Origin of the sequence: Hamadaea sp., from assembly GCF_013362815.1 — a bacterium.
Classification (GTDB): Bacteria; Actinomycetota; Actinomycetes; order Mycobacteriales; family Micromonosporaceae; genus Hamadaea.
The window spans coordinates 1-21,785 of sequence record NZ_JABFVK010000116.1; the positions used below are offsets into that span (position 1 = coordinate 1).

Below are 21,785 nucleotides of genomic sequence, written 5' to 3' on the forward strand. Positions count from 1 at the left end.
CATGGCGGAATGTTAGCGCACAGCGGCGATACCGCCACTTCTGCCGACGGAAGATCATCGGCAGGATTCTTCCCATGAGTGCAGTGCTGAACACCCCGCCCGCCGCCCCCGACGTCGCCGCCGCCCATTTCCTCTCGCGTCTGAGCTTCGAGGCCGACGTCTCCGACGTCCACGCCGACCTGCCGCTGGGCAGCATCGTGCTGGTCGACTCGCGGTCGATCGACGCCTGGGAGCAGGGCCACATCCCCGGCGCGGTGCACCTGCCGACGGCTTCCATCGCGACCGAGGCGGCCGCTCTGATCGATCGCGACAAGGTCGTCGTGACCTACTGCTGGGGTCCGGGCTGCAACGGCGCGACTCGGGCGGCGCTCGCCTTCGCCCGGCTCGGCTACCGGGTCAAGGAGATGATCGGCGGATATGAGTACTGGGTGCGGGAGGGGTTCGACACGGAGTCGCTCCTCGGCAAGCAGAGCAACAGCATCGACCCGCTGACCGCGCCCGTGACCGGGGTTTCCTGCGCGTGCTGAGCCCCGGCGGTTCGTCAACGCTGGATCAGGGTTCTCGGGTCGAATCTTGCGGCAAGATTCGGCCCGGAACCCTGATCCAGCGCTGAAGCGACAGCGCAGCCGGAGCTACCTCGGGAAAAGCTGAAAGCGCATCACAGATGAGCTGTTTCGCTCAAGACCCGAGTACGCCGCGGTTGCGACCATCGCTGGCATGACGTCCTATCCGTGCCCGGCCTGCCTGACCGAAGCCTCGCTCGAGTCCGGCTGTCCCGGCTGCGGCCGCCCGCCGGACCCGGTCGCGGCCGAGGTGATCCAACTCGACACGCAGATCGTGGAGCTGACCGCGCAGGCCGAGCGGGCCCGGCTGGCGTACGCCGACGTGTCGACCCAGCTTCAGGTCGCCCGGCAACGGCGGGCCCGGCTCGCCGCTCAGGTCTGGGCCTCGGCTCGGCCCGCCCCGGTTCCTCCACCGACACCCGCCCCCGCGCCCGTGTATGTGACGGCGCAAGCGCCGGCCCGGCCGGAGGCGTCGACGCAGACGGTCAAGAACGTCCTGTTCGTCCTCGGTGGCATCCTGATCGGCATCGCGGCGATCGTGTTCACCGCGTTCGCCTGGGGCACGTTCGGTATGGCGGGCAAGGCGGCGATCCTGGCCGTCGTCACCGGCGTCGCGCTCGCGGTTCCGCTGGTCGCGCAACGCCGTGGGCTGCGGGGCACCGCCGAGACGTTCGCCGCGATCGGACTGCTGCTGGTCATCCTCGACGGCTACTCGGTGTGGAACGTCAACCTGCTCGGCGTACACGGCTTCTTCTCGGGCTGGACGTACACCGGGCTCGTCGTCGCGGCGACGGCCTCCGTCTCGCTCGGCTACGCCTGGCTCACCCGCCTCTCCGGCCCGGCCGTCGGCGGCCTGCTGCTCGCTCAACCCGCGCTGCCGTTGCTCTTCGTCGACGTCACCGATGGGCGTACCGGTGGATTCGCGCTGGTCTTCGCCACGGTCGCCGCGGGCAACCTGCTGGCCGTGGGCAGCTTGCGGCGGTTCGCGGGCCGCTCGCTCGCCGTCGTCCTCCAGATCCTCGCCTGGCTCGGGTACGCCGTGAGCCTGCTGATGGCGCACGCTTTCGCGTTCGTCCGGCTGGCCGTCGCCGACCCGATGGGTTCGGCTGTTGCCGGAGTGGCGCTGCTGCTCCTCGTCGGGGCGGTCGGGGTCGCCGCCGGTCCGGTCGCTCGCCAGCGCGTACTCACCGTCATCGGGGTGGCCTGGTTCGTCCTGCTTCTCCTGCTCGGGCAGGCCCGGATCGCCGACCTCGCCGATTCGCCGCACGTTCTCCTGTGGACGTCGGTATGCGTACTGGTGTTGGCGGGGGCCTATCAGCTTGTGCGGCTCGCGTCGCGCGCGGTTGCGATCGGCGTACTGGTCGGGACGGCGATCGGCGGGGGCGTGGCCGTCCTGGTCGCGGTCTTCCTCACGGCCTGGACCGGGTTGGTGTCGATCGGCCTGCACGAGAGCCCGGCACCGTACGACTGGGCGCTGCCGACGTCGATCGCACTGCTCACTGCGGCGGCGGTCGCGCTGGTGTCGCCGCGGTGGTCTGCCGCGATCGCGATCGCAGCGGCCGGTGTGGTGCCGCTGGCGCTCGCCGTCCCGGGCCGGCCGCCGGTCGACGACTGGCTGCCGCCCGCCGCCGACCTCGCGGCCGTCGCGGTGCTGCTCGCGACCGCGCTCGTCCGTCGTCACCTCGCCACCCGGCTCATCGCCGGGGTGGGCGCATTCGGGTTGTCGGTGCACGCCATCCTCGCGCCGTTCGGCGAACCGCCGCAGCCGGTCTGGTCGATCGGGGCCGTCCTCGTCCTGGCGCTCGCCACCGCAGTCGCGGCCCGGCCGGGGGACCGTACGCCGGGAGAGGTGGCCCTCGCGGCGGCTCCGCCGCTGCTCGTCCTGCTCGCCGCCGCGTACGCGTACGCGTCCGACGCCTCGGACGCCACCGTGCTCCACGCGGCTGCGCTCGCCGCCCTCACGCTGCCCGGCTTCGCCTGGCTGCTCCGGCCGGTTCCGGCGTACGCCGTCGTGCTGCGGTGGTCCGCCTTCGGGACGGTGCTCGTGACCGTCTTCGCCGGAGTGCTGGCGGTTTCCGAGGACGGCTGGAGCAAGTCGCTGTACGTGGCCTTCGGCTTGCTGGCGCTCGCTCTGTTGCCCCGCGTGCCTGGGACCGCTGTGGATTCCGGCCAGATCAGGGTTCTGGGTCGAATCACACCCCAAGATTCGACCCAGAACCCTGATCCAGCGCTGAAGCCTGCCGCGGCGGGAGCGGCGGCGCTGAAGCCGACCGAGGCGGGCGCGGGGCGGATCGGCGTGGACACCGTCGTGGGGTGGGCGGTGCTGGCGATCGCCCTGCTCCTGGCCCGGCCGCCGCTAGGCGTACTCGTCGAGTCGTATCGCTGGCTCGGTGAGGGCTGGTCGTCCACCCCGGGCGGTTCGGGTCTCGCCCCCGGCGACGGGATCGCCGTCGGGTTCGGCGACGTGCTCGCGTTCGCTGTGCTCACGCTCGCCCTCGGACTCCAGCTCGGGCTCCGCGCCGCAGTCTCGGTCGCACCCGTGCCAGCCGTCCTCGCGCTCGTCTGGCTCGACGTACGCTGGCCGGGCGTACCGCTGATCATGCTGGTGGCCGGGCTCGCCCGGATCGTCCGCAGTGGACTGCGGCCGGCGCGCGCCGACTTCGTCGTCGTCCCGTACGCCGTGATCATCGCGGGTTCGGGGCTGGCCGGGTTGTCCGCCACGAGTTGGTCGTCGATTCTGGGGCTGGCCCTGGTGACGGCGGCGTTCGCGGTCATCGGCCAGCGGAGCGCCGCCGCCGAGGTCCGCTGGTTCGCCTGGCCACTGGCCGGGATCGCCTGGACCGGGCTGGCCGCCGTCAGTGCGCACGCGGCACACCTGCCGCCGCGCCCGACCGGACTCGTCGTCCTCGCGGCGGCTGCGGTGCTGGTGGCGGTCAGCTACCTGCCCGCCTGGCGAGGCGGAAAGCGGGAAGTGCGGGCGTTGGAGCCACTGGCCCACGCCGTCGCGGCGGTCCTGCTGCTCTCGGCGTACGCCCAGCCGAACCCGGCGATCCACGTCGCCAAGGTCTACCTCGGCTGGGGTCTCGTCGTCGGAGCCACCGTCCTGAGCAAGCGGAACCCCGTCGCACGCGCAGCGGTGGCTGCTGCGCTCGAACTTCTCGCTCTCTGGTCGCTGCTTTGGGCGTACGACATCAAAGCCGTGGAGGCCTATTCCCTCCCGCTCGCGCTGACCGCGGTGGCCGTGGGCCTGCTGGCGACCCGCCGTGACCCGAGTCTGTCGAGCTGGATCGGCTACGGCCCGGCGCTGGCGGCGGCCTTCGGGCCCACGTTACTGGCGGTGTTGCCGGGCGAGGGCGACCCGGTGCGGCGGGTGGCGCTCGGCGTGGCCGGACTGGCGGTGGTGATCGTGGGGGCGATCCGGCGGCGGCAGGCGCCGGTCGTGATCGGCGGGGGCGTGCTGGTGGTGCTCGCCTTGCACGAGCTGACGCTGTACTGGACCCGGCTGCCGCTCTGGCTGCCGATCGGGCTCGGCGGGGCGATTCTGCTGGCCCTGGCGATCACCTACGAGCGGCGACTCCGTGATCTTCGGGTGCTTCGCATGAAGCTGGCATCATTCCGATGAAAAGTATGCAAAATGGATGCCATGGATTTCTGGGATACGTTCTGGCTCCTGCTGATCTTCATCCCGCTCCTGCTGGTCTGGGGCTTCGCGCTGGTGGACATCTTCCGGCGCGACGACCTGGCGGGCTGGCTGAAGGCCCTCTGGGTCGTGGTGGTCGTCATCGCGCCGTTCTTCGGCACGCTGATCTACCTGATCTTCCGCCCGCCCGGCGCGACGCCCGACGAGCGCAAGGCGATGGATCAGGCGAGCCGGGACTTCGTGGAGAAGTACGCCCCGGCCGACTCGGCCCAGCAGCTGACCTTGCTGTCGGACCTGCACGACCGGGGCAAACTCAGCGACGAGGAGTTCGCCGCCGAGAAGGGCCGCGTCCTGGCGCACGACCCGAAGTATCAAGGGCAGCACCAGTCGGCCGCTTCTTGACAAGTACCGCATCTGGCCGCTGCTCGCGCTGGCCAGTAGGGTTCCAGCATGCGGTTTGAGGTAAGCCACGTCCTGGACGCGATCGAGCGCCGCCTCACCACCGAGCCGGCGCTCGCCCGGGGTGTGCTGGACCTGGCGGAGATCGTCCGCTACGTGGATCTCGACGGCGGCCGCCCGGCCACGCTGCTCCGGCTGGGGATGGTCGTCGACGCGCTCGCCCGGCACCTCGCCGAGGAAGGCATCCAGGTCTACTGCGTCGTCGACAAGCAGTTGCTCTCCGACCTCGATCAACCCTCGAGCGAGCGGATGGTCATCCGGCGCTGGGCCGACGACGGGCACGTGGAGGTCGTGCAGGGCTCGGTCATGCGCGTACGGGAGTTGAACGAGGTCGCCGGGCTGCCGGTGATCTCCCGCAATCTGCCCGGCCTGGCCGCGCTGCCCGGTGCGGGCGGTGCCGTGATCGCCGTCCGGGGACCCGTCCCGACCGCTCCCTCCGACCTCGGCCGCCGCCTGATGTCCCGTCGGTGGCGCTGCCCCGACCCCGAGTGCGCGCTCTTCGCGGGCATGCGGGTGGCCGTGGGTCAGCCACTGCCCAAGCTCCGCGGCAACCCCCTCTGCCCGCGCCACGACCTGCCGCTGTCCGACACCGGGCCCGCGCCGGCTCAAGACGTTCTGGCGGTACGCGTGAACGGCGTGATCAAGCAGCGTTTCCTGGTGACCGGGGCGGGACCGGTGACGGTCGGGCGCGCGCCGGAGGGCAACTGGGACAGCGACAGCCGGTCGATCGTCCTCGGTCCCTGGCTGGACGAGGGTGCGGTCAAGGCGGTCAGCCGCAACCACATAGTGGTCGCATTCGACCACTCCGGGCTGTCGGTCAAGGACGTCAGCATGAACGGGGCCTGGATCTACCCGGGTGGCGACAAGATCACCCCGCGGCAGCCGCGGGCGCTGGGGCCGGCCGAGTACATCGAGCTCTACCCAGGCGTGGAGATCGGGCGGCCCGGCAGCCTGGCCGGCAGCAACGGCGCGGTCGGATCCGTCCTGGTGGACGCCCCGACGATGTCCTTCCGCCTCCCACCCTCCTGACGCCTCCGCCCACCCCTTCCGCGCGCCCACCCCTTCCGCGCGCCCGCCCGCCCCTTTCCGCGCGATCATGAACTAATCGGGGTGATCGACGGCGTTTCCGCAGGACACCATTCCGGTTTGCGGGTGATCGACTCCGCAGCCGGGTGATCGACTTCCGAAACGAGTGATCACCCGGCGCGGTGTGCGCCGGGTGATCACGATGCGGTCGGTCAGGCGACGACGGCGTGGAACTGCTCCAGAGCCCAGTCGACCTCGTCGGCCGTGATGGTCAGCGGAGGCGCGAGCCGGATCGTCGAGCCGTGCGTGTCCTTGGCCAGTACGCCGCGCTCCATCAGCTTCTCCGAGGCCTGCCGACCGGTCATCAGACTCGGGTCGATGTCGACACCGGCCCACAGTCCACGGCCGCGTACCTCGGTGACGCCGTCGCCGATCAGCTTCGCGAGCCCGGTGTGCAAACGCTCACCGAGTTCGCGGCTGCGCTCCTGGAACTCCCCGGTACGCAGCAAGTCGATCACGGCGATGCCGACCGCACAGGCCAGCGGGTTCCCGCCGAAGGTCGAACCGTGCTCGCCCGGCTTGAGGACGCCGAGGACGTCCCGGTCGGCCGCGACCGCGCTGACGGGAACGATCCCGCCGCCCAGCGCCTTGCCCATGATGTACATGTCGGGCACGACCGACTCGTGGTCGCAGGCGAAGGTGTCCCCGGTACGCCCGAGGCCGCTCTGGATCTCGTCGGCGAGCATCAGAACGTTGTTCCGGGTGCACAGCTCCCGGACGCCCCGCAGGAAGCCGGCCGGGGGAGCGAGCACGCCTGCCTCACCCTGGATCGGCTCGACGAGTACGCCGACCGTGTCAGCGTCGATCGCCGCCTCCAGGGCAGCGAGGTCGCCGTACGGGACGAGCTGGAAGCCGGGCGTGTAGGGCCCGAAGTCGTCGCGGGCGTCGGGGTCGGTCGAGAACGACACGATCGTCGTCGTACGCCCGTGGAAGTTGCCCTCCATCGCGATGATCTTCGCCTGCCCGGGGCGTACGCCCTTGACGAGGTAACCCCATTTGCGGGCGACCTTGATCGCGGTCTCCACCGCTTCCGCGCCCGTGTTCATCGGCAGGATCAGGTCCTTGCCGGTGAGGTCGGTGAGCTTGTGGCAGAACTCGGCGAACTGGTCGTGGATGAACGCCCGGCTGGTCAGGGTCACCCGGTCGAGCTGCGCGTGGGCGGCGGCGATCAGCGACGGATGCCGGTGGCCGAAGTTCAGCGCCGAGTAGCCGGCGAGGCAGTCGAGGTAGCGCTTGCCGTCGACGTCGGTCACCCAGGCACCCTCCGCGTCGGCGATCACGACGGGCAGCGGGTGGTAGTTGTGCGCGGTCCAGCGCTCGGCGGCGGCGACGGCTTCCGGGGTCTTGCTCATGAACGCAGCTCCAGGGTGCAGCACTTGGGGCCGCCGCCGGCGAGCCGCAGCTCGCTGACGTCGACACCGATGGTCTTGTATCCAGCCTGCTGCAGAGCGGCGGTAAGTGCCACCGCCTGCACCGGGAGGACCACGGTTTCGCCGTCGCTGACGGCGTTGAGGCCGAGCACCTCCGCGTCCGCGACGGTCGCGATCACTGCGTCGGGGAACAACTGCCGCAGCACGGCCTGGCTGCCGGGCGAGAACGCCTCCGGCAGGTACGCGACGTTCACCGGGCCACCGACTGACTGCACTCCTGGCTCTTCACGCGAGCGCTCATCACGGCCATGCGAGAGCACCGCCAGAGCGGTGTCGAGGTGGTAGAACCGCGGGTCGACCAGCTGCAACGTGATGACCGGGCGGCCGAAGAGCTCTTGCACCTCGGCGTGGGACGCGTGCGACGTCCGGAAGCCGGTCCCGGCCAAGATGTAGTCCCCCGCGAGCAGGATGTCGCCTTCGCCCTCGTTGATGGCCTTCGCCTCGGTGACTGCGAATCCGGCACCCCGGAACCATTCGGCGTACGCCGGACCCTCGTCGGCGCGCTCGGCGTCGCGGAACTGCACGGCCAGCGCCTTGCCGTCGATCACGGTCCCGCCGTTGGCGGCGAACACCATGTCGGGCAGCCCGGGCAGCGGGTCGATCTCCTCGATCTGGTGGCCCAGCTCCTCGTAGACCCGCTTCAGCTCGGTCCACTGCGAGATCGCCAGCGCGGTGTCATAGGGGGCCGCCGGATCCATCCAGGGATTGATCCGGTACGTGACCGCGAAGTGGGTCGGTCGGCACATCAGGTAACGGCGTGTCGGCATGCGAACCAAGTTAGGCCGGTTGAGCAGCGCAAACCAGGCGCGAAGGTTGCGTACCGCGCAACAACGTTGCGCAATCGACGGCCGTCGCGGCGATTCGTAAACCTGTCGGCAAGCGTCACAGCGAGTCCTGCCGGGGATGCACGACCTGCCGGATGATCAGCTGGAGCGCGGCGTACCCGGGAACGGAGATGAACACGCCCATCACGCCGAACATGGCGAATCCGATCAGCACCGAGACGATCGCGGCCAGATTGGAGATCTGCACCGCCTGCCGCATCACCCGGGGATAGATCAGCCAGTTCTCGAGCTGCTGATAGACGACGAAGAAGACGATCGTCGCGATCGCGACGGCGAGGCCGCGCGTACCGAAGGCCACCAGGGTCACGATGATCGCGCCCAGGGTGGCCCCGACTTGGGGGATGAGGTCGCAGACCGCCACGACCAGGGCGAGCAGGAGTGCGTACGGGACGCTGATGATCCACAGATAGATCAGCGCGGTGGTGCCGGCGACGAAGGCGATGCTCAGCGAACCGACGAGGTATCCGCCGACCTTGTCGAGGATCTGGTCCGCGATGCCGCCGACGCGCTCTCGCCGCGAGAACGGAATCAGCTGGTACGCCCCGTCCCGCAGCCGGTCGAATCCGGCCAGGATGAAGAACATCAGGATGAAGGCGGTGACGAAGTTGAAGACGCCGGCCGCCACCGTCGTCGCGCCGCCGACCAGGCCGCCGAGCACGAGGCTGATGTTGGCCGGCGTGATCAGCGCTTCCGCCTTCGCGATCAGGTCCTCGTTACGGGTCAGCTCCTCGAACCGCGGATCGCTGAGGATCTGCTGGATCCAGCCCGGAATGGCGTCGACGAGCGCGCCGAACTGGCTCACCGCGACCGGGATGAGCAGCGCGAGGAACCCGCAGACCAGTAAGACGAAGCCGACGAACAGCAGGAAGACGGCGAGCCCCCGGGACATGCCCCGGCGCATCAGCCATTTCACGACCGGGTTGAACCCGATGGCGAAGAATCCGGCCGCCGCCACGATGGTGAGCACGGTTCCGGCCGCCTGCACCAGGTTCGCCGCCACCACCACCAGGAGCAGCGCGAGTCCTATCCAGATGCCGATCTTGAACGGATGGTCCGACGCCGACGCAGCCAGCGGTCGGGTCTGGTGAGGCGGCGGCGTCTCCGGCATACCGGTTCAACGACCAGTCCACGGCCAAGATCTGCGGTGCCGACGCGCCGCCTGTAGCGGAGCCGACGCCCGCCGGCGAGCAGCCGCCGAACAGCCGAGAAGGCACTGTTAACCATATTTACTGTTAGGACTTTTTCCTTTAGGGTTCATCTGCGCGCGTGATTCCATCGATCTCCGCGCGCCGGTTGCCGGGGGAACGGCGCGCGGAACTGATCTAGGAGAGTCCTATGTATCGACGCATCCTGGCGGTCGCCGGGGCCGCGCTGTTGGCCGGCGCCGCCGTGCTCGTCGCGTCCACCTCCGCTTCGGCCGCGAACATCCTGCCGAACCCCGGCCTGGAAAGCGGAACTCTGAGCCCGTGGTCGTGCTCGGGGAACCTCGGCTCGGTCGTCACCACTCCCGTCCACAGTGGCAGCCGGGCCCTGCAGGGCGCCGCCTCCGCCTCGGACAACGCCAAGTGCACGCAGACGGTGGCCGTCCAGGCGAACACCGCGTACACGCTGACCGCTTGGGTTCGCGGCGGCGGTGGCTACGTCTACCTCGGCGTCACCGGCGGGAACCAGGTCTGGAACCCGTCGGCGGCGAGCAACTGGGTGCAGTTGTCGGTCGCGTACACCACCGGTGCTTCGCAGACCTCGCTGCAGATCTACGTGCAGGGTTGGTACGGCACCGGCACCTACTACGCCGACGACTTCTCGCTCGACGGCCCGGGCGGCAACCCGTCGCCGAGCCCCACGACGTCGGCTCCGCCCGGCGTACCGGGGACTCCGGGCAACCTGCAGGTGACCGGTTCCACCTCGTCGAGCATCTCGCTGTCGTGGAGCGCCTCGTCCGGCACGGTCACCGGCTACCGGGTCTACGAGGGAACCACGGTACGCGCGACGGTCACCGGCACCACCGCGACCGTCTCCGGTCTCGGGTCGTGCACCAGCCACACCTACACCGTGGCGGCGTACAACAACTCCGGGGAGTCCGGGAAGTCGGGTGCCACCACCGGGAGCACGACTGGCTGCACTAGCACGGGCGCGATGGGCGCGCCGTACTACTACAACGGCTGGGGCAACCCGCCGTCGATCAGCACCGTCATGTCGGCGACCGGGATCAAGCAGTTCACCATGGCCTTCATGCTCTCCGGCGGCGGCTGCACCCCGGCCTGGGACAGCTCTCGTCCGCTGACCGGCGGGGTCGACCAGCAGACGATCAACGCGATCCGGGCGGCCGGCGGCGACGTCGAGATCTCCTTCGGCGGCTGGCAAGGCAACAAGCTCGGCCCGAACTGCTCCAGCGCGTCGGCTCTGGCGGCGGCGTACCAGCAGGTCATCTCGGCGTACAACCTGAAGTACATCGACATCGACATCGAGAACACCGATGAGTTCGAGAACGAGGCCGTGCAGGACCGGATCCTCGGCGCGCTGAAGATCGTCAAGCAGAACAACCCGGGCATCAAGACGATCGTCACCTTCGGCACCGCGACGACCGGCCCGACGTACTACGGGACGCGGCTGATCAACCAGGCGGCGGCGCTCGGCGCAAACATCGACGTCTTCACCATCATGCCGTTCGACTTCGGCGGCGGCTCCGACATGTACGGCAACACCGTCAACGCCGCGAACGGCCTGAAGAACGCGCTGAAGACGGCGTTCGGCTGGACCGACGCCCAGGCGTACGCCCACCTCGGCATCTCGGGCATGAACGGCTACTCGGACCAGTCCGAGATCACCACCACCGCAATCTGGACCAACATCCGGAACTGGGCCAACACCAACCACATCGCGCGGCTGGCGTTCTGGTCGGTCAACCGGGACCGCGGTTGCGCCGGTGGCGGCGTACAGGAGTCCTGCTCCGGCATCGCGCAGACGGACTGGGCGTTCACCGGCATCACCGCCGGGTTCACCGGCTGACACACTCGGCGATCCCGGTCGCCCGTACGGGCGGCGGAGGATCGGCTCACCGGGTGAAATCTGGATGAGTGAAAGGCGACGGCGGGTGCGGAACCGGGTGATCGGGCCGCTTCCGCCGTCGCCTTTCGTGTCCCCTTAGGACGGACAATCGCCGCCCGAACGCAGCTCGGGCAAGGCATCCGGGGCCAGGCCCGCGTGGCAACGGTCCGATCGGGCAGACCCGGGTCAGGCGTCCGGCGGCAACTGACAGGTTCCCGTCTCATCGCCTGGTGGCGGGCACATTCCAGGTGAGGATGATGCCCTTACCGGGGACAGGCATCGAGGGGGTGCGATGACCACGGCTTCCGTTTCCGCGCTGCGCGACGCGACCACGCCGTCAGCCGCGGATGAGGTGCGCCGGCTCGCCGAGCGGCGGCGCATCTATGTGCGTACCCTTGTCGCCTGCGACGCCGTGGTGATCGCGGCCGCGATCTTCGGCGGCTACCTCGCGCGATTCTCCACCGCGAGCCCGCCGCGCACCGGCCTCCCTTATGGACTGATCGGCGTGGGCCTGGGCTTGTCCTGGCTGATCTGGCTGCGGACCGTGCGCTGCTACGACGAGCGCGTGCTCGGCTACGGCACCGACGAGTACCGCCGGGTCGCGGGCGCCAGCGGGCGGCTCGCGGGCACCGTGGCCATTCTCGGCTACATCGTCGACATCGGCGTCTCGCGCAGCTTCCTGGCCATCGCGTTCCTGATGGGCACGGTCGGCCTGATCACCGCCCGCTGGGTGGCCCGCAAGCGGCTGCACCGGGCCCGGTCTCGTGGCGCCGGCTGGTCGCATCGGGTCCTGGTCGTGGGCGACGCGGCCCACGTCTTGGAGCTGGTACGCCAATTGCGACGCGAGCCCTACACGGGCTACCGGGTGGTCGGCGCGTGCATCCCGGACGGCCTGATCGTGCCCCGGACGGCGGGCGCTGCGCAGCAGCACCTCGGCGACGTGCCGGTGGTCGGTTCGTTCCGCAACATCGTCGAAGCCGCCACCGGAGCGCGCGCCGACACCATCGCCGTGACTGGGTCGAACGAGCTCACCGCTTCTCGTCTGCGCCGCCTGGGCTGGCAGCTGGAGGGCTCCGGAATGGAGCTCGTCGTCGCGCCCGCCCTCGTCGACGTGGCCGGACCGCGCATCCACACGCGCCCGGTCGCCGGTCTGCCGCTGATCCACGTCGAGCAGCCCGACTTCGCCGGCGGTACCAAGATCGTGAAGAACGTCGTCGAGCGAATCCTCGCTGTCGGCGGCCTGCTCGCCGCGCTGCCCGTGCTGCTGCTGGTGGCGATCGCCATCAAGCTGGACAGCCGGGGGCCGGTGTTGTTCCGGCAGCGCCGCGTCGGTCAGCACGGCCTCGAGTTCGACGTCTTCAAGTTCCGCACCATGGTGGTCGACGCCGACCAGATGGTCGAGAAGATGTCCACCCTCAACGAGACCAACGGCCTGCTGTTCAAGGTACGCAACGACCCCCGGGTCACCCGGGTCGGCCGGATTCTGCGCAAGTACTCCCTGGACGAGCTGCCGCAGCTGGTCAACGTCGTTCGGGGCGACATGAGCCTGGTCGGGCCGCGGCCGCCGCTGCCGCGCGAGGTCGCCCAGTACGACGGGGATGTGGCGCGACGATTGCTGGTCAAGCCGGGCATCACCGGCCTCTGGCAGGTCAGCGGGCGCTCCGACCTCACCTGGGAGGACGGCATCCGGCTGGACCTGTACTACGTGGAGAACTGGTCGCTGACCTCGGACCTGTCGATCCTCTGGAAGACGGTCGGCGCGGTCGTCCGGTCCCGTGGCGCGTACTGATTCCTGCCGATCGTTAAACTACCGCCGGTAGTTAATTTGGCTACTGGTCGGTAAGGTCGCGGGCAGGTTATTGCCGGCGACGAGGGAGGCAGACACATGCGCGTGGCGATCGTGACCGGGGCGGCCCGGGGGATCGGTGCGGCGACGGCTCAGCGGCTGGCCGCCGACGGGATGAAGGTCGCGGTGGTCGACCTGGACGAGGATTCGTGCCAGGCGACCGTCGACGAGATCCGGAAGAACGGCGGCGAGGCGATCGCGGTCGGTGCCGACGTCAGCGACACCGACGCCGTGGCGGCCGCGGTCGATCGGGTGGCCGAGCAGCTCGGTACGCCCGCAGTGCTGGTCAACAACGCCGGAGTGATCCGCGACAACCTGCTCTTCAAGATGACCGACGCGGACTGGGACAGCGTGATCTCGGTGCACCTGCGGGGCGCGTTCCTGATGAGCCGGGCCGTGCAGGCGCACATGACGCAGGCCAAGTACGGCCGGATCGTCAACCTGTCGAGCACCTCCGCGCTGGGCAACCGAGGTCAGGCGAACTACGCCGCGGCAAAGGCCGGTCTCCAGGGCTTCACCAAGACGCTGGCGATCGAGCTGGGCCCGTTCGGCGTCACCGCCAACGCGGTCGCGCCGGGCTTCATCGTCACCGAGATGACGGCCGCGACCGCCGCCCGGGTGGGCGTGGACTTCGAGCAGTTCCAGGCGGCCCGCGCGGCCGAGACCCCGGTACGCCGAGTCGGCTACCCGGCCGACATCGCGCATACGATCTCGTTCCTCGTCAGCGAGGGCGCCGGGTTCGTCACCGGCCAGGTCATTTACGTGGCCGGTGGCCCGCGCGGCTGAATTTCTTTGCGCTGGATCAGGGTTCTCGGTCGAATCTTGCCCCAAGATTCGACCCGGAACCCTGATCCAGCGCCAAAAGGCCCGAAGAACGCGGCCCCCGACGTCATTGTCGGGGGCCGCGTTCGCTGTGAGCGGTGGGGACCTAGAGCACCGCGGGACGGATGTCCACGTCGGCCAGGTTCACGAACATGATCCGGTGGCCGAACTGGATCTGGACGTAGGTCATCTCGCCTCGGACGACCGTCCAGTCACCGGGGCTCGAGCCGTCGAAGGTCACCGCGCGGTAGTACTCGCTGGGCAGGATGTTGCCCACGACGTACTTCTGCCCGGCGGCCAGCTTGTATCCGGTCAGCGGGGCGAGCGCCTGCACCGGTACGCCGGCCGGGTAGGCCGCCGCCTCCGGGTACGCCCGGCCGTAGACCGGGATGGTGGCCTTGCCCGCCTTGGGAGTGATGACGAAGCCGGTCGACCAGACGGCGGCCGGGTTCGACGGCGGGTTGTAGAACCAGCCCTTCTGACCGAGGTACCAGATGGCGACCCAGTCGCCCTGCCGGTCGGCGATGGCGTACTGCTGGCCGGTCTCGACGCGTGCTCCGTGGTCGGAGATGTGCATCGTCGCGGGCTTGGTGCCGTTCAGGTAGAAGTCGGTCAGCAGCGGAGCGGCGGCGTCCGGCGCCGTACGCAGCACGACCGAACCAGAGCCGTGCAGGGTGCACGGAACGCCCTTCTTCACGCAACCGGTGAAGGCGGGCTGGTTTGTTGCGTAGTTCGGGTCGATCGTCACCATGCCGCCCTGCGGGGTGGCGATCCCGCGGATCGGAGCCTTGAGCAGCTCCATGTAGTGCGCCCAGTCCCAGTAGGGGCCCGGGTCCCAGTGCATCCCCGCCACGTTGGCCGGGCCGATGCCGGGAACATTGTCGTGCCCGATGATGTGCTGGCGGTCCAGCGGGATGCCGAGCCGCAGCGCCAGGTACCGGACCAGCTTCGACGACGTGCGGTACATCGCCTCGGTGTACCAGGCGCCGTTGGCCGCGAAGCCCTCGTGCTCCAGGCCGATCGACTTCGAGTTGACGTACCAGTTGCCGGCGTGCCAGGCGACGTCCTTGGCCTTGACGTGCTGCGCGATGTGGCCGTCGACCGAGCGGAGCGTGTAGTTCCAGCTCACGTAGGTCGGGTCCTGCACCAGATTGATGACACCCGGGTAGTAGCCCTCGGTGTCGTGGATGACGATGTACTCGATCTTCTGCTGAGCCGGGCGGTTGCCCAGGTCGTGGTTGCCGTAGTCGTCGCCGGGCAGCTCCTGGTAGGGCGCCGGAATCCACTCGCAGTCCAGGCCCACCGGGCACTCCAGGCCGTCGGGCCGGGCGAGGTGCCGCAGGCCCAGGCCGTTGAGCCACTGCCGGTTCGGGGTGGTGGCGCGCGGCGCGAGGGCCAGCGCCTGGCCGTCGTCGGTGGTCCGGGCCGCGCCTTCGGCCAGGGTCGCGTACACCTCGTCCGCGAAGGCGGCCGCGGCGGTGTCGTCGGTCGCGCCGCTGTAGCGGGCCACCGCGCCATACCATTCGGCGACGTCACTGTCCGCGCCGGTCGGGGCGTTCAGTTCACGCTGGTACGCCGAGAGCAGCGCAGCGCCACCGCGGATGTTCGCGGCGACGTCGGTACGCAGGTCCTCCTTGGACAGGCCGGTCGCCGTGGCGGCCGCGTCCAGGGTCTGCAGAGCGGCGGGGTCGGCTCCGCTTTCGGCGGGTTGCTCGATCGGGGCCTTGACCGTGGTACGCGAGTCGTCGCCGCGCGAGTCCTCGGCGGGGGCGTCGGCGACCAGCTCCTCGGCCTTCGGCAGCGACGCCACGTACGCCGCGTCCGTCAGGTGCATCGGGCCGAACCCGGCACTGGTGCTGGGGAGCCCGCCGTTGACGTCCCAGCGGGACTCCAGATAGGAGACGGCGAGCAGGATGTCGGCCGGTACGCCGTACTCGGCGGCGGCGTCGGAGTAGGCCTGTTGGCGGGAAGAGGCCGTGGTCTCGGCGGCGGCACCCGGCGTCGCGGCGAGCCCGCTCGCGACGAAGGTGAGTGCGCTGATTGAGGCCAGCAGCCGGAAACGGCGCTGTGGGGGTTGCATCGTGCCTCCGGCGGAAGATGGATGTGATCCTCTTCGGGCCAATCTGGACCGGCCGGAGGGGAGAGTCAATCGTTTCGGGGTGCCGTGTTGTTAAATCTTTACGTAGATGGTGCCCGTGACGAGAAATCCTCACGGAGCGTACTCAGCGGAGGAGATCGAATCCGCTCTCGGCCAGTGCCACGGCGTCCGGGTAGACGTCGTCGGCCTTCTCTCCAGCCAGGACACGCCCCACGTTGTGTTCGACGAGGCCGCCGATCACGCCCATGATCTGCCGGCCGCGTACGCGGTCCAGCGGGGTCACCGGTCCCGGCTCGGCCAGTGCTTCGGCCAGGGTGTCGACCCGGGTCAGCTCGTAGCGCAGAGCTCGGGTCAGCAGGGCCGGCGTGTTGCGGATGAGCCGCTGGATCTGCACGAAGGAATCACTGTCGTTCAGGCCGGTGGCCGGATCCCGGCCGGCCAGGGCCGTCAGGAACTGCGCCTTCAGGGCGGCGACCGGCGTTTGCCCGTCGGCCCGAGCGCGTACGACCCGGGCGGGTTCGTCGAGGTGGTCCTCCATCGGCATGAGGACCAGGTCTTCCTTGGTCGGGAAGTAGTTGAACAAGGTCATCTTCGAGACGTCGGCCGCCGCCGCGATCTCCGCCGTGGACACGGCGTCGAAGCCGCGCTCGGCGAAGAGCTTCACCGCCGCCACCCAGAGGCGTACGCCGGTCTCCTTCTTCTTGCGCTCCCGCAGGCTCATCTCTGCCATGAGATCGGACTGTACCAGATCAAAAATTGGACTCAGAAAAAGTATTGACTCAGTAAAACTATCTCGGGCATGCTTACCTCCATGGACAAGGTGATGACGGAGAAGCACAAGAAGATCGGGATGCTGCTGGGCTTCCTGACGATCGTCATGGCGGTGATCGACAACAACATCGTCTCGGCGGCGGTGGTGCCGATCGTGCGCGAACTCGACCCGGTGCACGGCGTCGACCGGCTGCCCTGGCTGATCAGCGCGTTCGCGCTCGCCGCCACGGCGATGCTGCCCTTGTACGGCAAGCTCTGCGACGTCTTCGGTGCGAAGAGCGTCTACCTCGGCGCGATCTTCACCTTCCTGGCCGGCTCGGCGCTCTGCGGCGTCGCCCAGAACATGGGGCAGTTGATCGCGTTCCGGGCGCTGCAAGGCGCCGGCGCGGGCGGGCTCATGAGCGTCACGATGGTCGTGCTCGTGCAGCTCGCCGGCGGGCCCGGCAGCGCACGTGGCCGGGTGGGCAACTTCGGCGGCATTGTCGCCGGCGCCGGCATGGCCGCCGGCCCGTTCCTCGGTGGCGTACTGGCGGATCACGGTCAGTGGCGGTGGATCTTCTACCTGAACATCCCGATCGGGCTGGTGGTCCTGGTCACGTCAGCGCTGCTCCTGAAGCTGCCGAAGGGCCGGCCGCACCGCATCGACTTCCTGGGCGCGGGACTGGCCGCCGTGTTCGCCGTCGGGCTCCTGCTCGTCAGCGAGTGGGGCGGCAAGGAGTACGCCTGGAGCTCCCCGCAGATCCTCGGTCTCGTCGGCGGAACCATCGCCTTGTTCGCCGGCTTCCTGTGGCGGCAGGCCACGGCGGCCGAGCCGATCCTGCCGCTGAGCCTGTTCCGCAACGCCACGATCCGGGTCGGCTTCGCCATTCAAGGCCTGATCGGCCTGGCGATGATGGGCTCGATGGTCTACGTGATGGTCTACCTGCAGCTCGTGCGGGGCGTACCGGCGGCGCAGGCCGGCATGTATCTCGTGCCCATGGCGTTGGGGCTGACCGTCGTCGGCATCGTGACGGGCAAGCTGACCGAGGCCGGGTTCTCCCAGAAGGCGCTGTGCGTCTCGGGTACGGCGTTCGGCACGCTCGCCATCGGCTCGCTCGCCACCATCGGGGCCGACACCAACCTGTGGTTCATCCGCGGCGCTCTGTTCGTCCTGGGCATCGGCTTCGGGCAACTACTCGGGCTGCTCATCGGAATCGTGCAGCAAGCCGCTCCGCGTACGCAGCTGGGCGTGGCCACGACCGCGATCCGGTTCTTCCAGAACCTCGGCGGCGCATTGGGTGCGGCGCTCTTCGGAACGCTGCTCACCCGGGGGTTCACCGCGCGTGTACCGGGGTTGTCCACATCGGAGATCACCAGCCTGACCGGCCCCGTACGCACCGCCGCCGTCGAAGCGTTCGTCACGAGTCTGGACCGCGTCTTCCTGGTGGCCGCAGTATGCATGGGGCTGACGATGATCCTCGCGTTCACGTTGCGGATGCCGGCCACCGACGTGGTGCAGGAGGAGACTCCGAAGCCGGAGCCGGTTCCCGCCTAGAGGTCGATGATGACCGTGTTCGGGCCCACGTTCACGCTCTCCACGAGCATGTGCGTCCGGAACCGTCCAGTTTCGACAGTCGCACCCCGCGCTCGCAGTGCCTCGACGAACGCCGTGAACAACGGCTCGGCGACGGCGGCGGGCGCGGCCGCGCTCCAGCCCGGGCGTCGACCCCGGCTGGTGTCGGCGTACAAGGTGAACTGGCTGACCACCAGCAGCGGTGCGCCTAGCTCGGACGCCGACTTCTCCTCCGGCAGGATGCGCAGCTCGTGCACCTTGCGAGCCATCGTCGCGGCGGTCGCCTCGCTGTCGCCGTGCGTCACGCCGAGCAGCACCAGGAGCCCCTCCGAGATCTTGCCGACGACCTCGCCGCCGACCGTCACGCTCGCCCGGGAAACCGTCTGCACCACTGCTCGCATCGTCCCAGCGTGCCATGTCACACGCTGGGACGACACGGCGGTACGCCGCCGGTTCAGCGAACGGGCGCCCGCCGGAGCAGCCTGGCGCCGCCGAGCAGGACCACGCCGACGGCGAGCAGGATCGCCCCGATCAGCAGCACGCTGCCCGTCCGCGTACCCGTCGTGGGCAGGGCCGAAGGGCTGGGCGTCGCCGTGGTCGGGGAGACCGACGTCGACGACGACAAAGACGGCGAGGGCGACGAGGACGGTGACGCCGACGGCGACTTGGACTTGCTGTGAGAAGGCCGCGGCGAGGGTGAAGACGTCGTGGCGGACGGAGTCGCCGACGGCGACTTGGATTTGCTGCGACTCGGCGACGGCGAGTGGGAGTAATCCCCATAACCGCTGCCGGTGTAGCCGGCCTCGATGGCCGGAACCGCGCCGGCTGTGCCGGCGGCGAGGGTTGCGATGCCGCTGACGAGAGCCGTCAGGGCGAACGCGGCCAACGCCGCGCCCAGGGCGCGGCGGAGACGCGTGGTCGATTCCACCATGACCGGGAAAACCGGCCGTCCGTCTCCGGCGTGATGCCCCATATAGGGGAACTTAAGTATTCTGTCAATGTTCTGACAGCCACATCGCGTCCTTGTTCCGACGCGTTGATCATGAACCTAGGGTCCCGTCCGACGGCGCGTCGGACCCCCTAGGTTCATGATCAACGGGGGGAACCAAGATGGGTCGCCTTCAGCGCCAGGTGAAGTTGCAGCCGTTGCAGCCCGTCGCGTAGGTCCACACTGCTCAGTTCGGCCGCCCGGGTCAGCCGGTAGTACAACGTCGTCCGATGGATGCGCAGGCGGGCGGCGGTCGCGGCGGCGTCCCCGGCCAGATCCAGGTACGCCTCCACTGTCGCGGCCAAGTCCGGCGGCAATCGGTCGACCCCGGGATGCAGCTCAGTCGGGCCGAGACCGGCGGCGGCGAGTACGCGGTACACCCCGAGCTGAGACCACAGTGCTACTCGACTCGACGCCGGATCGCCGGAGGTCGTCGGCAGCGCGAGCGCTTGGGCGGCTTGTGCGACCGACCGGTACGCGTCGGCCAGCCGGGAGACGGTGTCCCCGACGCCGACGGCGGATTCGGCCTGCTCGGCGAGGTGAGCTGCGGCGTCAGCCGGAGCGATCGAGCCGGAACGCACCAGGAGCAGCCCCTGCGCTGGGCGTACGAGGTGGACGGCGTACCGGTGCCCGCAGTAGCGCCGAGTGGCGACGAGCGCCTGCTCGACCACGGCGGGGTCGCCGACCGGCACGACGAGCGCAGTGCACGGCCCGTCCGACTCCAGCATCTCCGTGCCGACGACGCTGGTCGCGGCGTCGGCCCGAACCGCCGGATCGTCGGCCAGCAGTCCGCGTACGGCGTCGGCCTCCCGCCGTGCGGTCAGTTCGCCGAGGAGGTTGACGCGGTAGAGGGCCAACGCCAGATCGGCCGACAACCCGACCGCCCGGTTCACGTCGGCGTCCGACAGTGCCGGGGAGTCGACGAACCAGACGAAGCCCAGCAGCAGGTCGCTGTGCCACACCGGTACGCACACCCGGGGCAGCAGGCCGAGGACGGGCTCGGCTGGAGTGCGTACGGGATGGCGGGCGCGCAAGATCTCGAAGCGCGCGAAGAACGCGATCACCTCCGGGGTGGTGCTCCGCCGCAGGATGGAGTCTCGGCGTACCTCGTCGAGCGGCTCGGCCTGGGCGGAGTAGCAGACCACCCGTTGCCGCCGATCCTCGACCAGCACCGGGCGGCCCATCCGGTCGGCGATCCGGTCCACCAGCAGCTGCAGTTCGTCGCGCATACGACAAGTGTAGGAACCGATACGCCACAGATCCGACAGCTGTTGGAAGACCGGAGCGCTGCCCAGGCCTAGGGTCGAAGTCGTGAGAGTGACGGTGATCGGGGCCGGCATCGTGGGCGCCGCCTGTGCGTACGCGTGCGCCCAGCGGGGGCTGCGAGTCACCGTCGTCGATCGAGGCGGGCTCGTCGCGGGCACCACCGGCTCCGGCGAGGGCAACATCCTCGTCTCCGACAAGGAACCGGGTCCCGAACTGGACCTCGCGCTGCGCTCGAACACGCTCTGGCGGGAGTGGGAAGCCGAACTCGACCGCCACTTCGCCGGCGGCGTACAACTCGAACGCAAAGGCGGGCTCATCGTCACGCGTACCAGTCGGGGAATGCGGGCCTTGGCCGAGACGGCGGGTGAGCTGCTCGACGAGGCAGCGGTGCGCAAACTGGAGCCGCACCTGGCGGCGGACATCCTGGGCGGCGCGTTCTTCCCGCAGGACATGCAGGTGCAGCCCGCGCGGGCAGCAGTGGCGATGCTCGCCGCGGCGCGATCGCTGGGCGCGCGGGTGCGGCTTCACACGGAGGTACGCGACCTGCCCGCGGACGCCGACGCGGTGATCAACGCCACCGGGGCCTGGGCCGGGCAGTTCGGCATCGCGCTGCCGGTCGAACCGCGCCGGGGATTCATTCTGGTCACCGAGCCGCTGCCGGTGCTGATCCGGCACAAGGTGTACTCGGCGGAGTATCTGGAGAACGTCGCGAGCGGCGACGCCGACCTGCAGACCTCGACCGTCGTCGAAGGTACGCCGGGCGGCCCGGTCCTCATCGGAGCAACCCGGGAACGCGTCGGATTCGACCGTACGCCGAATCGGGAAGCGTTGCGCAAGCTGGCGGCCGGAGCGGCTGCATTGTTCCCGTTCCTGGCCGACGTCCGGATCATGCGGAGTTACCACGGATTCCGGCCGTACTGCGCCGACCACCTGCCGGTCATCGGACCCGATCCGGTGAACCCCCGGCTCTGGCACGCGCACGGGCACGAAGGGGCGGGCATCGGGCTGGCCCCGGCCACCGGCGAACTGATCGGCGACCTGCTCACCGGGGCTACGCCGGCGCTTGATCCGGCGCCCTTCTCGCCCGCTCGCTTCGCCGTCGCGAACGGGGTGATTGCATGAGCATCTTCTGCGGCATCGGCGTATGCCAGGCCTGCGTCGCGCCCGACGGGACGCGGCCGTGCCTCTCGCCCGTCGCGCCCGTCGCGCCCGTCGCGCCCGTCGCGCCTGAAGACCGTCCCGTCTGAGGAGGCACCCATTGCACGCCATGCAGTACGCGATCCGTCTGCCCGCCGACTACGACATGGGCATCATCCGCGACCGGGTCGCCCGCAAGGGGCATCTGCTCGACCGCTGGGAGGGCCTCGGTTT

Annotated in this window: 18 protein-coding genes; 10 read left to right on the top strand and 8 right to left on the bottom strand. The window is 69.6% G+C overall.

What is annotated here, in order from left to right; genetic code table 11:
* Positions 1–74 precede the first annotated feature (74 nt).
* The 4 genes from HOV77_RS34005 (at position 75) to HOV77_RS34020 (ending at position 5,691) form a co-directional block, all read left to right on the top strand.
* On the top strand, positions 75–527 hold the full coding sequence (locus HOV77_RS34005) for a rhodanese-like domain-containing protein (protein WP_290870317.1): 453 nt from the start codon (positions 75–77) through the stop codon (positions 525–527).
* A 190-nt stretch (positions 528–717) separates the two neighbouring features.
* Positions 718–4,185, top strand: coding sequence for a hypothetical protein (locus HOV77_RS34010; protein WP_290870320.1), 3,468 nt, complete (start codon positions 718–720; stop codon positions 4,183–4,185).
* A 21-nt stretch (positions 4,186–4,206) separates the two neighbouring features.
* Entirely contained in the window at positions 4,207–4,605 is a 399-nt protein-coding gene (locus HOV77_RS34015) for an SHOCT domain-containing protein (RefSeq protein ID WP_290870323.1), read from the top strand.
* A gap of 48 nt (positions 4,606–4,653) precedes the next feature.
* The gene (locus HOV77_RS34020) at positions 4,654–5,691 is read left to right on the top strand and encodes an FHA domain-containing protein (protein WP_290870326.1); all 1,038 of its coding nucleotides are present in this window, start codon (positions 4,654–4,656) and stop codon (positions 5,689–5,691) included.
* Between the two features lie 209 nt (positions 5,692–5,900).
* On the opposite strand, the gene rocD is transcribed toward HOV77_RS34020, so the two are convergent.
* The 3 genes from rocD to HOV77_RS34035 all read right to left on the bottom strand — a co-directional run bounded on the left by rocD (position 5,901) and on the right by HOV77_RS34035 (position 9,131).
* Positions 5,901–7,100: an ornithine--oxo-acid transaminase gene (rocD, locus tag HOV77_RS34025; protein WP_290870329.1), complete on the bottom strand. Its 1,200-nt coding sequence runs from the start codon at positions 7,098–7,100 to the stop codon at positions 5,901–5,903.
* Positions 7,097–7,945, bottom strand: a complete 849-nt coding sequence (ddaH, locus tag HOV77_RS34030) for a dimethylargininase (protein WP_290870332.1) — start codon at positions 7,943–7,945, stop codon at positions 7,097–7,099. Before ddaH ends, rocD begins: the two co-directional genes overlap by 4 nt.
* A gap of 115 nt (positions 7,946–8,060) precedes the next feature.
* Positions 8,061–9,131 (bottom strand): AI-2E family transporter, encoded by a 1,071-nt coding sequence (locus HOV77_RS34035; protein WP_290870335.1) that lies wholly within the window; start codon positions 9,129–9,131, stop codon positions 8,061–8,063.
* A gap of 227 nt (positions 9,132–9,358) precedes the next feature.
* Here HOV77_RS34035 and HOV77_RS34040 point away from each other — a divergent pair, with 227 nt between their 5' ends.
* From HOV77_RS34040 to fabG, 3 genes are all read left to right on the top strand, one after another.
* Positions 9,359–11,032 carry a carbohydrate binding domain-containing protein gene (locus HOV77_RS34040; RefSeq protein WP_290870338.1) on the top strand — a complete coding sequence of 558 codons (1,674 nt, stop codon included), beginning with the start codon at positions 9,359–9,361 and terminating at the stop codon, positions 11,030–11,032.
* 331 nt (positions 11,033–11,363) lie between these two features.
* A complete protein-coding gene (locus HOV77_RS34045; RefSeq protein WP_290870341.1) occupies positions 11,364–12,860 on the top strand; it encodes a sugar transferase in 1,497 nt (498 codons plus the stop codon).
* A 96-nt stretch (positions 12,861–12,956) separates the two neighbouring features.
* Positions 12,957–13,703 (top strand): 3-oxoacyl-ACP reductase FabG, encoded by a 747-nt coding sequence (gene fabG, locus HOV77_RS34050; RefSeq protein WP_290870343.1) that lies wholly within the window; start codon positions 12,957–12,959, stop codon positions 13,701–13,703.
* Between the two features lie 142 nt (positions 13,704–13,845).
* Here fabG and HOV77_RS34055 read toward each other — a convergent pair whose 3' ends face one another.
* Together HOV77_RS34055 and HOV77_RS34060 are read right to left on the bottom strand one after the other, a co-directional pair.
* Positions 13,846–15,819 carry a peptidoglycan recognition family protein gene (locus tag HOV77_RS34055; protein ID WP_290870345.1) on the bottom strand — a complete coding sequence of 658 codons (1,974 nt, stop codon included), beginning with the start codon at positions 15,817–15,819 and terminating at the stop codon, positions 13,846–13,848.
* A 142-nt stretch (positions 15,820–15,961) separates the two neighbouring features.
* On the bottom strand, positions 15,962–16,567 hold the full coding sequence (locus HOV77_RS34060; protein ID WP_290870347.1) for a TetR family transcriptional regulator: 606 nt from the start codon (positions 16,565–16,567) through the stop codon (positions 15,962–15,964).
* Between the two features lie 81 nt (positions 16,568–16,648).
* Here HOV77_RS34060 and HOV77_RS34065 point away from each other — a divergent pair, with 81 nt between their 5' ends.
* Positions 16,649–18,142 carry an MFS transporter gene (locus tag HOV77_RS34065; RefSeq protein WP_290870350.1) on the top strand — a complete coding sequence of 498 codons (1,494 nt, stop codon included), beginning with the start codon at positions 16,649–16,651 and terminating at the stop codon, positions 18,140–18,142.
* On the opposite strand, the gene dtd is transcribed toward HOV77_RS34065, so the two are convergent.
* The 3 genes from dtd to HOV77_RS34080 form a co-directional block, all read right to left on the bottom strand.
* Entirely contained in the window at positions 18,139–18,561 is a 423-nt protein-coding gene (dtd, locus tag HOV77_RS34070) for a D-aminoacyl-tRNA deacylase (protein ID WP_290870353.1), read from the bottom strand. The two genes, HOV77_RS34065 and dtd, sit on opposite strands and share 4 nt — an antisense overlap.
* Before the next feature lie 53 nt (positions 18,562–18,614).
* Positions 18,615–19,091, bottom strand: coding sequence for a hypothetical protein (locus HOV77_RS34075; protein ID WP_290870356.1), 477 nt, complete (start codon positions 19,089–19,091; stop codon positions 18,615–18,617).
* A 161-nt stretch (positions 19,092–19,252) separates the two neighbouring features.
* On the bottom strand, positions 19,253–20,377 hold the full coding sequence (locus tag HOV77_RS34080) for a helix-turn-helix domain-containing protein (RefSeq protein ID WP_290870358.1): 1,125 nt from the start codon (positions 20,375–20,377) through the stop codon (positions 19,253–19,255).
* A gap of 82 nt (positions 20,378–20,459) precedes the next feature.
* Here HOV77_RS34080 and HOV77_RS34085 point away from each other — a divergent pair, with 82 nt between their 5' ends.
* Together HOV77_RS34085 and HOV77_RS34090 are read left to right on the top strand one after the other, a co-directional pair.
* Entirely contained in the window at positions 20,460–21,536 is a 1,077-nt protein-coding gene (locus HOV77_RS34085) for an FAD-dependent oxidoreductase (RefSeq protein WP_290870361.1), read from the top strand.
* A gap of 145 nt (positions 21,537–21,681) precedes the next feature.
* Positions 21,682–21,785 (top strand): DUF4865 family protein (locus HOV77_RS34090; protein ID WP_290870364.1); only part of this gene is annotated, 104 nt, incomplete at its 3' end.

Coding starts and splice junctions, on each gene's coding strand:
- HOV77_RS34060 (WP_290870347.1), bottom strand. CDS start 16,567: ATGGCAGAGATGAGCCTGCGGGAGCGCAAGAAGAAGGAGACCGGCGTA.
- HOV77_RS34075 (WP_290870356.1), bottom strand. CDS start 19,091: ATGGTGGAATCGACCACGCGTCTCCGCCGCGCCCTGGGCGCGGCGTTG.
- HOV77_RS34040 (WP_290870338.1), top strand. CDS start 9,359: ATGTATCGACGCATCCTGGCGGTCGCCGGGGCCGCGCTGTTGGCCGGC.
- HOV77_RS34035 (WP_290870335.1), bottom strand. CDS start 9,131: ATGCCGGAGACGCCGCCGCCTCACCAGACCCGACCGCTGGCTGCGTCG.
- HOV77_RS34080 (WP_290870358.1), bottom strand. CDS start 20,377: ATGCGCGACGAACTGCAGCTGCTGGTGGACCGGATCGCCGACCGGATG.
- HOV77_RS34020 (WP_290870326.1), top strand. CDS start 4,654: ATGCGGTTTGAGGTAAGCCACGTCCTGGACGCGATCGAGCGCCGCCTC.
- rocD (WP_290870329.1), bottom strand. CDS start 7,100: ATGAGCAAGACCCCGGAAGCCGTCGCCGCCGCCGAGCGCTGGACCGCG.
- HOV77_RS34055 (WP_290870345.1), bottom strand. CDS start 15,819: ATGCAACCCCCACAGCGCCGTTTCCGGCTGCTGGCCTCAATCAGCGCA.
- ddaH (WP_290870332.1), bottom strand. CDS start 7,945: ATGCCGACACGCCGTTACCTGATGTGCCGACCGACCCACTTCGCGGTC.
- dtd (WP_290870353.1), bottom strand. CDS start 18,561: ATGCGAGCAGTGGTGCAGACGGTTTCCCGGGCGAGCGTGACGGTCGGC.
- HOV77_RS34010 (WP_290870320.1), top strand. CDS start 718: ATGACGTCCTATCCGTGCCCGGCCTGCCTGACCGAAGCCTCGCTCGAG.
- HOV77_RS34005 (WP_290870317.1), top strand. CDS start 75: ATGAGTGCAGTGCTGAACACCCCGCCCGCCGCCCCCGACGTCGCCGCC.
- fabG (WP_290870343.1), top strand. CDS start 12,957: ATGCGCGTGGCGATCGTGACCGGGGCGGCCCGGGGGATCGGTGCGGCG.
- HOV77_RS34015 (WP_290870323.1), top strand. CDS start 4,207: ATGGATTTCTGGGATACGTTCTGGCTCCTGCTGATCTTCATCCCGCTC.
- HOV77_RS34065 (WP_290870350.1), top strand. CDS start 16,649: ATGGACAAGGTGATGACGGAGAAGCACAAGAAGATCGGGATGCTGCTG.
- HOV77_RS34045 (WP_290870341.1), top strand. CDS start 11,364: ATGACCACGGCTTCCGTTTCCGCGCTGCGCGACGCGACCACGCCGTCA.